At 60.0% G+C, this 12,894-nt stretch carries 12 protein-coding genes and 1 pseudogene; 6 read left to right on the forward strand and 7 right to left on the reverse strand.

Annotated features, from left to right (window positions below):
• A pseudogene (locus VK725_RS15395) lies at positions 1–1,361 on the forward strand (M1 family peptidase); the annotation flags it as partial.
• Positions 1,361–2,269: a hypothetical protein gene (locus tag VK725_RS15400; protein WP_325318937.1), complete on the forward strand. Its 909-nt coding sequence runs from the start codon at positions 1,361–1,363 to the stop codon at positions 2,267–2,269. The pseudogene VK725_RS15395 and the gene VK725_RS15400, both read left to right, overlap by 1 nt.
• Positions 2,270–2,272: 3 nt before the next feature.
• Here the strand turns inward: VK725_RS15400 and VK725_RS15405 are convergent, their stop codons facing one another.
• The 4 genes from VK725_RS15405 to VK725_RS15420 form a co-directional block, all read right to left on the reverse strand.
• Positions 2,273–2,845, reverse strand: a complete 573-nt coding sequence (locus tag VK725_RS15405) for a HutD family protein (protein WP_325318938.1) — start codon at positions 2,843–2,845, stop codon at positions 2,273–2,275.
• Positions 2,842–3,381 carry a GNAT family N-acetyltransferase gene (locus tag VK725_RS15410; RefSeq protein ID WP_325318939.1) on the reverse strand — a complete coding sequence of 180 codons (540 nt, stop codon included), beginning with the start codon at positions 3,379–3,381 and terminating at the stop codon, positions 2,842–2,844. The genes VK725_RS15405 and VK725_RS15410 overlap by 4 nt, the downstream gene beginning before the upstream one ends.
• A 6-nt stretch (positions 3,382–3,387) precedes the next feature.
• A complete protein-coding gene (locus VK725_RS15415; RefSeq protein WP_325318940.1) occupies positions 3,388–3,858 on the reverse strand; it encodes an SET domain-containing protein in 471 nt (156 codons plus the stop codon).
• Between the two features lie 93 nt (positions 3,859–3,951).
• Positions 3,952–4,305 (reverse strand): ComEA family DNA-binding protein, encoded by a 354-nt coding sequence (locus VK725_RS15420; protein WP_325318941.1) that lies wholly within the window; start codon positions 4,303–4,305, stop codon positions 3,952–3,954.
• A gap of 235 nt (positions 4,306–4,540) precedes the next feature.
• Between VK725_RS15420 and VK725_RS15425 the strand changes: the two genes are divergently transcribed.
• The 4 genes from VK725_RS15425 (at position 4,541) to VK725_RS15440 (ending at position 8,392) form a co-directional block, all read left to right on the forward strand.
• Complete coding sequence (locus VK725_RS15425; protein ID WP_325318942.1) at positions 4,541–5,965, forward strand: M20 family metallopeptidase; 1,425 nt, start codon at positions 4,541–4,543, stop codon at positions 5,963–5,965.
• Between the two features lie 7 nt (positions 5,966–5,972).
• Complete coding sequence (locus VK725_RS15430; protein ID WP_325318948.1) at positions 5,973–6,668, forward strand: YggS family pyridoxal phosphate-dependent enzyme; 696 nt, start codon at positions 5,973–5,975, stop codon at positions 6,666–6,668.
• A 267-nt stretch (positions 6,669–6,935) separates the two neighbouring features.
• A complete protein-coding gene (locus VK725_RS15435) occupies positions 6,936–7,637 on the forward strand; it encodes a C40 family peptidase (protein ID WP_325318943.1) in 702 nt (233 codons plus the stop codon).
• A gap of 101 nt (positions 7,638–7,738) precedes the next feature.
• Positions 7,739–8,392, forward strand: a complete 654-nt coding sequence (locus tag VK725_RS15440) for a rhomboid family intramembrane serine protease (protein ID WP_325318944.1) — start codon at positions 7,739–7,741, stop codon at positions 8,390–8,392.
• Positions 8,393–8,435: 43 nt separating this feature from the next.
• Here VK725_RS15440 and rapA read toward each other — a convergent pair whose 3' ends face one another.
• From rapA to VK725_RS15455, 3 genes are all read right to left on the reverse strand, one after another.
• Entirely contained in the window at positions 8,436–11,276 is a 2,841-nt protein-coding gene (gene rapA, locus VK725_RS15445; RefSeq protein ID WP_325318945.1) for an RNA polymerase-associated protein RapA, read from the reverse strand.
• 145 nt (positions 11,277–11,421) lie between these two features.
• On the reverse strand, positions 11,422–11,958 hold the full coding sequence (locus tag VK725_RS15450; protein WP_325318946.1) for a type IV pilin protein: 537 nt from the start codon (positions 11,956–11,958) through the stop codon (positions 11,422–11,424).
• Between the two features lie 15 nt (positions 11,959–11,973).
• A partial coding sequence (locus VK725_RS15455) for a hypothetical protein (RefSeq protein WP_325318947.1) occupies positions 11,974–12,894 on the reverse strand: 921 nt, incomplete at its 5' end.

Consider the following 12,894-nt stretch of genomic DNA (forward strand, 5'->3'; position numbering starts at 1 on the left):
AAGGCACGCCCGAACAGAAAGACGGCAAGACCACCTATCACTTCGTGCAGGGCGACGTGCACGATTTCGCCTGGGTGGCCGCCAAGGATTTCAAAACGCTGGATGGTACGTACACGGGTCCCGGTAGCCCGAAGGTCGCCGTCAGGGTGATCTATCCGGCGGAATACGAAGCGGCTGCGGCGCCTACGCTCAAGTCGACCATCGATGCCGTGGCCTACTTCTCCAAGACATTGGGTGCCTATCCGTACAACACGGTAACAGCGGTTATCCCACCATATAACGCCGAAGAAGCAGGTGGCATGGAATATCCCACCTTCTTTACGTCCGAAGGGTACACGTACGTGGAACCCGATACGTCGACGCAAATGGCCAGCGATTTCGTGAACATCCACGAATTCGGGCACGGCTATTTCTACGGCCTGATTGCGTCGAATGAATTCGAGGAGCCGATGCTCGACGAAGGACTCAACGAGTTCTGGGACAACCGCATGTTGCGCGAACGCAAGCAGGATGCAGTGCTTGCCACTCGCTTCACCAAATGGTTAGGCATCACCCCGCACATCAACCTCTTCGAATTTGAGCGCGGGACAGCGACGCTGGACGGGCCGGCCGATCCGCTCGCGCAGAACAGCTGGGATCGCTTGTCGGGCACCAGTTACGGTACGGTCTACTCGCGTACGACGACGGCCATGCACGATCTGGAAGCGCGTCTCGGTACACCTGCGCTGGAGCGCGCGTTTCGCCTGTATTACCAGCGCTGGCATTTCCGCCATCCGTCGGTGGCCGATTTCCGCGCGGCGTTGATCGATAGCACCGGCAATGCGCGCGATGTGGATGCGATTTTCAGCGAATACGTCTACGGCACCGGCAAGCTGGACGATCGCGTGGATGCCATCGATACGTACGAAGTGCTGCCCGAAGCGGGCGTGACGTGGAAGGACGGCAAACAGACCGAAGTCGTTGCGTCGGATCTGGATAAACAGATCGACAAGCAACGCGATGACTGGAAAAAAGCGCATCCGGATGCAAAACCCGGCGCACCGGGTCCGTTTCCGTGGCATAGCACGGTGACGGTCATTCGTGACGGAGTTGCTGCACCGGAAGTATTGCGTGTCACGTATGAAGACGGTACGCACGAAGACATTTCGTGGAACGACGATCGTCGCTGGGCGCGCTTTGATTTCATCAAGCCGGGCAAAGTGGTTTCCGCCGAACTCGATCCGGACAAACACAATCTTCTGGACGACAACCGGCTCAATAACAGCCTGACAACGGAGCCCAATGGAGCAGCGTCGCGACGCTGGACGGCCGACGTGGCTGCTGTCGTGCAGACCTTCTACTCCCTGCTGGAGACACTGTAATGGCCTCCAACAACTCCCGTTCGACTGGGTTTGGTTCGGTACTGTCTGCCATGGCTGCCGCCGTGCAATGGCGTCTGCTGCTGCTTTGGCTGGTCATCATGCTTATCCCGGCAACCGTCGTCGTCTTGCCGCTACGGCACATGCTTGGCGATTTGCTGGACAACTCCGTGCATGCGGACGATTGGGCGCAGAACTTCAACGCCTTGATGTTTAGCGACACGATTGCCTCGCTGGCGAAACATCCCGGTTGGCTTGGCGCAACGGCAACCATCGGTGTACTCACCACGTTGCTGCTGTCGCCCTTCCTCAATGGCATGATCGTGGGCAGCGGCCGCGCAGGGCGCGTGCTCGGTTTTGGCGCGTTACTGCAGAGCGGATTTATCGAGTATGGCCGCATGTTCCGCGTGATGCTCTGGTCGTTGTTGCCGTATGCGGTCGTGATGGGTGTGGCGTCGGTTGCCATGCATATGGTCGATAAACACGCGGAAAGGGCCGTGCTGGAATCGCAGGTCGACACGTATCACAGCATCGCGCACTGGGTTCTGTTGATCGTATTTGTGCTGGCGCAGCTCGTTGTGGAATCGGCACGTGCGGCATTTATCGCCGACATCGGGCTTCGTTCCGCTACACGTGCACTGGGGCGCGGCTTCCGGCAGGTGTTCCGCCGGCCGCTCTGGACGGTGGTGTTTTACTTGATCGTGACGCTGATCGGCTTGTTGATTGCGGCCGTGCTTGGCATGGCACGCATTCATGTCACGGCGTTCGGTGCGGTCGGGTTTCTGTTTGCCCTCGTGCTTAGCCAGCTTATCGTCCTTGCGATTGGTTGGATGCGCACGGCCCGCTTGTTTGCGCTGGCTGACGTAGCGCGGTCTGTTGTACCCGCGAAGCCACAAGCGGAATATCGATAAACGTCAATGCGTGACGGCGAGTTGGACTAGCACCAACTCGCCGGCGCCCTCGATGCGCACACGCTCACCGGGTAGCGCATCGATCCAGATACTGTCGGTCGGCTCCAGCGCTTCGCGCCCATCGTCCACACGCACGTCCGCGCGGCCCGCAAGCAAGTGCGCGAACCAGCACGATTGCTCACGCACCGGTAACCACATGCTGCCGTTGAGTGGCCGGGCGATCACTTCGCCGTGTGCACCGCCGCGCAGCATCATGTTGAAGGCGCGAGTGGCACCTTCCGGTAGCGAGGCATTCGGTGCATCGGCACCCTCGAAATGCGCGCCGGACAAGCGCAACAGCTCGACATTGCGACCGTCGCTGAAATGCAGATGCAGTGGCGCATCAAGCGCGACGATCTGGCGCCGCGTGCCCGGGTAAGCGGAGAAAGTGCATGCCTGCGCGATGTCGGCGATGCTCAACCGCCATTGCCAGTTCGTCTCATGCGGGCCGCTGGCGATGACGGTCGTCGTGCCTGCGCCGTTGGCCCACGTTTCGGTGCGCAAGGACGCGACCGGCACGGGGCGCAGCCTGTTCATGCAATAGCGCGACGAGACTGACGATGAGGTGGGTAATACGCGAAGACGTGATTTTCGCTGCCAAAGAAGTGAATATCTTCGATGTGTTCGCCGCCCAGGCGTTCAGCAACGCGATCGGATGCATCGTTGCCCACGCGCACCAGACTGATCACACGCTGCATGTGCAGATGGTCCCACGCGTAGTCCAGCACGGCGGTGCCCGCTTCGGTGGCGTAGCCGTGGTGACGATGTTCGGGCTTGAGCATCCAGCCCATTTCGACATCCGGCCAGCCCTCCGGATGCAACAATCCAGCGCGGCCGATGAATTCACCTGTGGACTTCAATTCCAGCGCCCACATGCCGTAACCGCGCAATTGCCAGTGACCGATCAACATGGCCAGTGAACGCCACGCGTTGGTGCGATCGAGCGGCAGGCCGTCGCCAATCCAGCGTGTACTGTCCGGATCGGCCAGCATGGAGGCGTAGTCGTTGAAGTGACGTTCGCTCAGCGCCGTGAGGCGAAGGCGTGCAGTTTCGATGGTGGGAATAGTGATCATTTCGGATCAGTCAGTAAGGCTTGCGCTATCCAGCACATGGGCCAGCGCGCGAGTCGTCGTCATCAGACTCTCATACCAGGACAGACCAACGATTCTCTCACCAGTGGCCGTATCGATAAAGTCTTCCTCTTGCCCCGGCGGCAACAGATGCCGGTAGTCCACGGTGATCTCTGCTCCTGCAGGTAGGTCGTGCGTGGCAAACACAAAACCCAGATGCCACAGGCCGCTGGGCTCAAAACTGTGGTTGATGTAGCACTCATCCGGCCAATCCGGCGAGACGGTGTAGCGATCTTCGAACCAGCGCGCGCTGGCGTGCATCAAATCCGGCCGCGCAAGGACTTCATCCAGACGAAATGTCTTATCGATGGTGTCCGGCGCGGTGATGATGCGCCCGGCGTTAACCGGCTCTTCGAGAAACAGCCCTTTCCCGGCGCCAGTGATTCGTGAAGCATCGATGCGGTAACGCGGGACGATCATGATGGCGCAGTCTTGCCTGGGCATTGGGGTCCGCGCGGAGTGTATTCGCAAGTGGTACGGCCCGCCATGGGCCGTACCCGGTTTGTTGGCAGCTCAGCCCTCGCTTGCGTCGGCCGCTGCAGCCTTGGGCTTCTTGGGGTGCTTGGCCTTGGACGCGGCGGCCTCGGCAGGCGTTGCACCTTGGCCGCTGAGCAGGATGGCGTCCTGATTGCGCTTCAGGGTGGCCGCGCCGATGCCCTTGACCTGCGTCAGATCATCAACGCTCTTGAACGGACCGTGTTCTTCGCGAAAAGCCACGATGGCCTTCGCCTTGGAGAGGCCAATGCCATCCAGCGCGCTGGCGATGGTTGCGGCGTCGGCAGTGTTGATGTTGACGGGGGTTGCCGCGAAAGCGGGCAGGGCGAGCGTGAAAGCCAATGCGGCAACAGCAAGGATCTTCTTGAACATGTAGTGATTTTCCTTAGTCGATGGATGAGCGGCACGTCCCGTGCCGCGCCAGCACTTTGCGCCCGCGCTGTTCTTGCGCCCAGTCGGACGATCACGTTCTCGCGATGACGCAGGCGGCACTGTGCGTCGTCGGCTCAAGCCGCCGAGCGTGTGAGTGAGTGGCCCGCGACACGTACACAGGCCAGGAAACGTGGGGCTGGTAGAATCATCTTTTCACTTTGTCGATGGAGTCCCGATGGATACCTCCCGTCTGACCCGCTACATCAGCGATCTCTGGGACGCTGAAATCGTGCCCCAGCTGATGGACTACATCCGGATTCCGAACAAATCGCCCATGTTCGACAAGGACTGGGTGGCGCACGGCCACATGGACGCCGCCGTCAAGCTGATGGAAACGTGGGCGCGCACGAAGCTGCCAGCGTTGCCCGGCGCCACGCTTGAAGTAGTGAGGCTGGAAGGCCGCACACCGTTGATTTATATCGAAGTGCCCGGGCAGAACGACGACACCGTCGTGCTGTACGGTCATCTGGACAAACAGCCGGAAATGACGGGCTGGTCGGAAGGCCTTGGTCCATGGATTCCTGTGCTGAAGGGCGACAAGCTTTACGGCCGCGGCGGCGCCGACGACGGTTATGCCATTTTCGGTTCGCTCGCTGCGCTGCTGGCGCTGCAGGAGCAGGGCATTCCGCACGCGCGTTGCGTGATCCTGATCGAAGCTTGCGAAGAATCGGGCAGCTACGACTTGCCGTATTACGTGGATCATCTTGCGTCGCGCATCGGCAACCCGTCGCTGGTAGTGTGCCTGGATTCCGGTTGCGGCAATTACGAACAGTTGTGGCTCACCACATCGTTGCGCGGCATGACGGGTGGCGAGTTGACGGTGCAGGTGCTGGAAGAAGGCGTGCACTCCGGCGATGCATCCGGCGTGGTGCCATCGAGCTTCCGCATCCTGCGCGAATTGCTGTCACGCCTCGAAGATCCGGAAACCGGTCGCATCAAGCCGAAAGAGCTCTACGCAGAGATTCCGCAGCAGCGCATCGATCAGGCGAACGTTTCCGCCGGTGTGCTTGGCAAAGAGATCTACACCAAATTTCCGTTCGTTGACGGCATGCATCCGGTAACGGAGGACCTCACCGAGCTGGTGCTCAATCGCACCTGGCGTCCGCAGCTGGCCGTCACCGGTGCCGAAGGCATGCCACCGCTGGACAGTGCGGGCAACGTGTTGCGTCCGAAAACAGCCGTGAAACTCAGCCTGCGCGTGCCGCCCACGCTCAACGGTGCAAAAGCAGGCGAGTTCGTGAAGCAACTGCTTGAAAAAGATCCGCCATACGGTGCGAAGGTCAGCTTCAAGCTGGAGAAAGACGGCAGCGGCTGGAATGCGCCGCAGCTTTCCCCGTGGCTGGAAAAGGCCGTGGCCGATGCATCGGAGCGCTTCTTCGGCAAGCCCGCCGCGTACATGGGCGAGGGCGGTTCGATCCCCTTCATGGGCATGCTAGGCAGCAAATTCCCGCAAGCGCAGTTCCTCATCACCGGCGTGCTGGGACCACACTCCAACGCGCACGGTCCGAACGAATTCATCCATATTCCGACGGGCAAGAAGGTCACCATGGTGGTCGCCGACGTGGTGGCGCGTCATTACGAAAAAGCGGCGAGGGGATGATGCATTGATCGATACCGCGCAGTTGGCGGCCAATTGGGCGGCGGTCCTCGGACGCGTCGAGGAGGCCTGTCGTGCGGTAAGACGTAATCCGGCAGACGTGACCGTGCTGCCGGTAAGCAAAACCTTTGGACCCGAGGTGGTCCGTGCAGCGATGTCGATGGGCTTGCACCGGTTTGGCGAAAACAAAGTCCAGGAAATTCGGGAAAAGGCCGAGGCACTCGGCGACGACACCATCGAGTGGGTTGTCATCGGTCATCTGCAGACCAACAAGGCCAAGGACGTGGCGAGGCTGGCCAGCGAGGTGCAGTCGCTGGACCGCCTGGAACTGGCCGAGGCCTTGCACCGCCGGCTGGAGAGCATTGGGCGGCGCCTGAGCGTCCTGGTGCAGGTAAAGACCGCCAAGGAGGAATCCAAATACGGTCTGCCCGGCGCAGATTTGCCGGCGTTCCTCGACCAGCTCCGCGACTATCCCACCCTGCGTGTGCGCGGCCTGATGACGATGGCGACGCTTTCGGAAGATCCCGAAGAGGTGCGGGCCTGCTTCCGTCAGCTGCGGGAGCTGCGGGACCAATGCGAAGCCAAGGGCCACGTGCTACCGCGGCTTTCGATGGGTATGAGCAGCGATTTTCCGTTGGCGATTGCCGAAGGCGCCACGGAAGTGCGGGTCGGCACCGCCATTTTTGGTAGGCGGTCACCCCACTGAAATGTGCGCTGTATCGAAATTTCAGCGTAAAAATCACGAAAAATTTTGAGGTCCATACGCCCGCGGATTTTTTTCGCTGCGTACTTTATTTATTGAATTCAAATTGTTATGTGGCATCTTGAAGGTGTAACGAATTCTAGAACGGCAGGGTTTAGTTAACTTCATCCGAACATGCTGGACGGAGTGCTTTGTTACCTTCACTGCTTCGTCACGGCCGCCGCAGGGGGCGACGGTCGGACTAAGTTACCGCCCAGAGATTCAACCCACATGCCTAAAACGCGACTTGTACTCGCCGCGCTCGCCTCGGCTGTGTGCTTTTCAACACCAGCCCTGGCAGCCACCGTCGACAGTGGTCTCCAAGCCCAAGTGTCCGCAAAGATCTCTTCGTCGTTGCTGAGTCCGCTGAACGCTTTCACACCCGCTTCCAACATCGCCCAGGCCGCTCTGCCCACGCAGCTGCCGATCGGGGCGCTGGCAACTGCCAAGACCGACACTGCCGACAAGACCGCCGCTACGGATATTTCCAGCGACAGCCAGCTGGCGCACGATCTGCGCGATACGCTGATCGGTCTGGCGATGGATCTGCGCCACACGCGCTATGTGCGCGGCGGCCACGATCCGTCCACCGGTTTCGATTGCAGCGGTTTCGTGCGTTACGTCTTTGAGCACGCCATTGGTTTGCAGCTGCCGACCAATTCGGCGTCGCAGTACATGGTCGGTCACACGGTTGCCCGCAATGACATGCAGCCGGGCGATCTGGTGTTTTTCCGTACGGCAGGTCGTCATGGCAAGGGCCGCGTATCGCACGTTGGCATCTACCTGAGCGACGGCCGCTTCATCCACTCGCCGCGCCGTGGCGAGTCGGTGCGCGTAGATAACCTCGCTGACAGCTACTGGGCACAGCGCTTTGCTGGTGCGCGTCGCCCGCAAGCCATGGCATCGATTGATTCGAACACGCACAACGGTTGATCCATCACCGTTGCTAAGAGACATGAAAGGCCACCCATGCGGTGGCCTTTTTGTTGGGCGGCACGTGGTCGATACTAGACACGTCCTCATGTGAGATTTCCATGCCCACACGTTTGCCACCGGTTACCCGTTATCTACTCATCATCAACGTTGCCGTGTTTCTGTTGCAGCAGGTGATGAGCGGTCCGCTGATTCAGCATTTTGCCTTGTGGCCGTGGGGCCCTGACCAGGTTTTTCAGGGCGATGACGGCGGCATGATATCGGTAGGGTTCCGACCATGGCAGCTGGTGACCTATGCATTCATGCACGGCGGGTTTCAGCATATTTTCTTCAACATGTTTGCGCTCTACATGTTTGGCGGGGCGATCGAGGAGACGTTCGGTTCGCGCAATTTCACCGTGTATTACTTCGTTTGCTTGATCTGCGCGGCGCTGGCTCAACTTGTGGTGGTGGAATACTTCACACACGGATTTGTGCCGACACTGGGAGCATCCGGTGCCATCTTCGGACTTTTGCTCGCTTTCGGCATGCTTTATCCGCGCGAAAAGTTGATGCTGATATTCCTGCCCATTCCTATACCGGCGTGGCTGTTTGTGATTGGCTACGGCGCGATCGAACTGATATTGGGCGTGACCGGCCGTCAGGCCGATGTCGCCCACTTCGCCCATCTCGGCGGCATGCTGGGTGGTTTCTTGATGATCGAATACTGGCGCGGAAAGTTTCCGATCAAACCCAAGCGCCGTTTGCTGCGTTGACGCGCCTTCTCTCCGAGTAAGGAGAGAAGGGTGTGTTTTCTGCTCAGCGCAACGCGAGGAAGTCTGCGCTGACTACAAAGCGCACAGCGTCCAGTCGCAGGCGCGCCTGTGGCAAAGCGCCAAGTAGAGCCGAGCGCTCATGCTCGACGCTGGCGATTTCGCTCTGACTGATCGACGGATTCACCGCACGCAATGCGTGCAGCCGTGCCAGTTCGGCATCCAGTGTTTCCCGCGCTTCGTTTATCGCGTTTGCAATGCTGCTTTGCGCCTGCAACGCGGCCGCCGCTTCGGCTTTCTCAAGCATGGGCGGTACGAGCTTGGCGAGGAACTTGCGATAGCGCGCCACTTCGATATTGCGGTCGGCCGCGCGGCGTAGCGATGCGTCGCTAGGCTGAAAGCTGGCGCGTTCGGCAAGTTTGGTGTCGATGGTGGCGAGGATGGGTTGAGTCGGTAGGAAGCGCTCCGCGTCGAGGCTGCGCTCTGCCACGCATTCCAGCACGTAGACCGCCTGCAACAGCGCGCTGCGTGGCGGTAGCCCATCATCGACCATGAAAGCCGCGTTACCCCGCTCACTGGACAGTGCGAGATCCAGCGCGCCAGTGATCATCGGATGATCGAGTCGCAGTAGCGGCAGGTCTTCTCGCGCCAGTGCGACATCGCGAGCGAACGTTACGGATATCGGTCCTTCGGCGAAGCCGGGCAGGGCATCGGTCGATAGATATTGCGGATCGAGCAGCACGACCTTGCCGCCGAGTTCCTCGGTGTGAATGCCGAACGATTCGAGCAGGCGCTGCTGGAACGCATCGCGCGAGGGATCGTCTTCCTCGCGGCGAAACGCTTGTGCTAGATCGTCGGCGTGCAAATCGCGGCTGGATGCCAGTTCGAGCAGATGATCGCGGCCTGCGCGAATCAGTTCGGCCATTTGTTCGTGGGCGGAGCGCGTTTCGGCGAGCAGTACGTCCAGCTCCTGATCGCGTTGATCGTCGCCGCGTGAGTGCTCGTCGGCGAGACGTGCCAGCGTTTCGCCAAAGCGGCGCAGTAATTCGCGTCCATCGGCAGGGCTAGTGCGAAACGCATCCACACCTTCGTCGTACCAGCGAGCGAGCACATGCTGTGCACTGTCGGCCGCGGCGATGATATGAATGCTGATGTCATGCTGTTGGCCGATGCGATCGAGACGGCCAATGCGTTGCTCGAGCAGGTCTGGATCGAGCGGCAAATCCCACAGCACAAGACGGTGCGCGAACTGGAAGTTGCGTCCTTCCGAGCCGATCTCCGAGCAGATCAGCAAGCGCGCGCCGTCCTGCTGCGCGAAATACGCGGCGTTGCGATCGCGCTGGATGATGCCCAGGCCTTCATGGAAGCGCGCAATGCCGGCACCTGTTCGCGTGCGCAAGGCTTCCTCAAGCGCAAGCACTTTCGGCTGGCTGCGGCAGATGAGTAAAAATTTGTCTTGCGGATGACGTTCCAGTAGCGCGACCAGCGTCTCGATGCGGGGATCGTTGGAATAGTCCAGTTCCAGCACGGGAGCAGGCTGCTGGATATCGGCGTGGAACTCCGCGAGGAGTGCCTGGCGCATCCGCTCATCCAAGCGGTCCGCTTCGATCAGTTCCCACTGCGGCAAGCGCTTGGGAAAACCGCCAATGCCCGCACGGCGATTGCGGAACATGGAGCGCCCGGTGCCGTGACGATCGATCAAGGCGGCCAGCAATTCGCGGCTGTGTTCGGGCTTGGTCGTATCGGCGAGGCAGGCTTGTAGCGATGCATCGCCTTCAAACGCCTTGTGGAGCTGTTCGAGTTCGAGCGCCTGGAGTGGCTGGCGTTCCAGCAGTTTGTCGGCAATATGCGAGAGCGCCTGGAAGCGCTCGGACTCGGCCAGATAGGTATCAAGGTTGTGATAGCGCTGAGGGTCCAGCAGACGCAAACGCGCGAAGTGTCCGCTGCGCCCCAACTGTTCGGGCGTCGCCGTAAGCAGAACGACACCTGGTGTGATCGCGGCAAGCTTTTCGACGAGCGTATAGCGTGGGCTGGCAGCTTCCGGCGTCCACGCCAGGTGATGGGCTTCATCGACCACCAGCAGATCCCAGCGCGCATCCAGCAATTGCGCAGCGTGTTTGGGGCTGTGTTCGAGGAAGCTGAAATCGGCGATGACGAGTTGTTCGTCATCGAAGGGGTTATGCGCGGGATCGGATAGCTCAAGCGCTTCGCAGCGCTCTTCGTCGTAAATCGCAAAGCTGAGGTTGAAGCGTCGCAACAACTCGACGAACCACTGATAGACCAGCGTATCGGGCAACAGCACGAGTACGCGCGATGCGCGTCCGGTGGCGATCTGACGGGCGATGACCATGCCCGCCTCGATGGTCTTGCCCAAACCCACTTCATCGGCGAGCAACACGCGCGGTGGATGACGTGAGGCGGCAATACCCGCCACGCGCAACTGATGGGGCACCAGACCGATGCGCGAGGCGCCAAGGCCCCAGCTAGGCGAGCGGCGTGCGTCTGCGCGGCGCTTGAGGCCTTCCAGGCGCAGCTCGAAGTGCTGCACGGCATCGGTGCGGCCGCCGATCAGCCGATCATCGGCCTGACTGACGCTCTGCTCGTCATCCAGCTGTCCTTCGTGCAACTCGCGGCCCTCGCCGCGATAGACCAACAAGCCTTCACGTTCTTCAATGCGCTCCACCAGGAAGGCGATGCCCTTGCCGGCAATGCGCTGCCCCGCGCGGAATTCGGCGCGAACGAGCGGGGCCGAATCCACCGCATAAGGGCGCAAGACCCCCGATTTGGCGAAGAGCACCTGCACGCCGCGTCCTTCGACGCGTAGCACCGTACCGAGGCCGAGCTCTGGCTCGGCAGTGGAAATCCAGCGTTGACCCGGTACGAACATTGCACAGCCGCGTTGGTTGCGAGGGCTGTCGATTATCCGCGCAATAGCGGTGGCTGGCTATGGGGAAGGGATGGCTACCGCGCTAGAGCTGCGCGGTAGCCATGGGATGAAGATGTATCCAGCTTTAGTTCAAATGACGCCAACGTCACCAACAACCCGTGGTTTGTGAGCCGCTATTGCCCTGCACGCCAAGGTCGGTGATTGTGTAATTCACACAATAGGTGTCATTCGTCGCCTGGCTGTTGATCGGTGTTGCGGTCGCCAAGTAACCCGGAGTACCGGTGGTAGTTAGAGCGACCCCCACTTGGTAATAGTCGGTGTTGGCGTTGCCATTCGGAACGGTAATCTGCGTGGCGTTGCTATATCCAAGAGTCGTCAAGTTGGCCGTGTACGCATTGTTTGTTGAATAGTATTTTTCTTCTCGGCTTGCTAAGTCGAACAGCGCCGTTTTCGCTGTCGTGCGTCGCGATTCCATAATCTGTCGCTGATAGATAGGAATCGCAATGGCAGCTAGAACGGCGATGATGGCCACCACGATCAACATTTCGATCAGAGTGAAGCCTTTGGGTGCCGCATTAGCGTGCCACGGGTGCTCTGACGAATGACCGCCTGCCTGGCTGGCATGCTGTTGGTTGGCTTTTTGCATGAATGTTGCCGCCTTTGCAATGGGTGCGGTTCGCATGGTTGCTCGGCCTGATTAATGCAGTTGCAGCCAGGTCAATCGCTGCCCATTAGCGGGAGGCGGAATGACTTGGTTGATTTTCGGCACGCCAGTTTGTGTCTGGTTGATCATGTAGGGCTTGCCATTGGCGGTCACGATGGATGGACTACCCGTTGCGTTACTCGCAATGCCACTGACGATGACCGAGCCGCCGATGACAGTGCCGCCGGACGTTGCAAAAAAGGCCGTTTGGAACGCGCCGCCCGTGGCAGGGTCAATCGCCATCGTCCATCCCTGCGCATCGATGGCCGAGCACGTAAGCGGCGAGTTGTTTGCGGGGATGTCCGTATTGACGATGAATGCCCCTTCAGACTCGATTGGATTGAAGACAACCTGCTCAGTCTGATTGGCGTTGCCTATCGACACGCCAAGAGCGCCGGGCAAGTTGAGGTACCAGCCATATTGCGTACCGGTGGTACTTCCGCAATTGGAGCCGACGAAACAGACCAGGTTAGTGCTGACCGTGCGGATGCCGGTATTCGTGCTGCTATCCACGGCGCCAGCCGCGCTTGTTATGGTTTGTTGTTGCAGATTGGCGATGGTGGGCGGGGTGGTCGGCGCATTGGTACCGCTAAGGCCCGCATATCCGGCACCTGCCGTTCCAGCCGTGCCAAGGTTCCAGTCCCAAATGCCATAGAGTGCTTGTTGCCCACCGGCATATTGAGCCGCCGAATTTGTGGTTTGCGGCGTGACCGATCCCGTGCCGAAATCCACCATCACGCGCGATTGCCCTGTTGCAGTGGAGTCGACAGACAGCACCTCAACCTGGGTCATGATGGGTTGGTTACTCGTGCCCGAAATGGGATTTCCGTTGCTGTCGGTGGACGCCCATGATGTAGAGGGCGTTGTAAACAATGGCGTCGCCGTCTTATTTCCATAGGTGGAGACAGCCCAATT

Source organism: Dyella sp., assembly GCF_035486915.1.
Taxonomy (GTDB): Bacteria; Pseudomonadota; Gammaproteobacteria; order Xanthomonadales; family Rhodanobacteraceae; genus Dyella_B.

Coding starts and splice junctions, on each gene's coding strand:
- VK725_RS15450 (WP_325318946.1), bottom strand. CDS start 11,958: ATGCGAACCGCACCCATTGCAAAGGCGGCAACATTCATGCAAAAAGCC.
- VK725_RS15425 (WP_325318942.1), top strand. CDS start 4,541: ATGGATACCTCCCGTCTGACCCGCTACATCAGCGATCTCTGGGACGCT.
- rapA (WP_325318945.1), bottom strand. CDS start 11,276: ATGTTCGTACCGGGTCAACGCTGGATTTCCACTGCCGAGCCAGAGCTC.
- VK725_RS15400 (WP_325318937.1), top strand. CDS start 1,361: ATGGCCTCCAACAACTCCCGTTCGACTGGGTTTGGTTCGGTACTGTCT.
- VK725_RS15405 (WP_325318938.1), bottom strand. CDS start 2,845: ATGAACAGGCTGCGCCCCGTGCCGGTCGCGTCCTTGCGCACCGAAACG.
- VK725_RS15440 (WP_325318944.1), top strand. CDS start 7,739: ATGCCCACACGTTTGCCACCGGTTACCCGTTATCTACTCATCATCAAC.
- VK725_RS15410 (WP_325318939.1), bottom strand. CDS start 3,381: ATGATCACTATTCCCACCATCGAAACTGCACGCCTTCGCCTCACGGCG.
- VK725_RS15420 (WP_325318941.1), bottom strand. CDS start 4,305: ATGTTCAAGAAGATCCTTGCTGTTGCCGCATTGGCTTTCACGCTCGCC.
- VK725_RS15435 (WP_325318943.1), top strand. CDS start 6,936: ATGCCTAAAACGCGACTTGTACTCGCCGCGCTCGCCTCGGCTGTGTGC.
- VK725_RS15415 (WP_325318940.1), bottom strand. CDS start 3,858: ATGATCGTCCCGCGTTACCGCATCGATGCTTCACGAATCACTGGCGCC.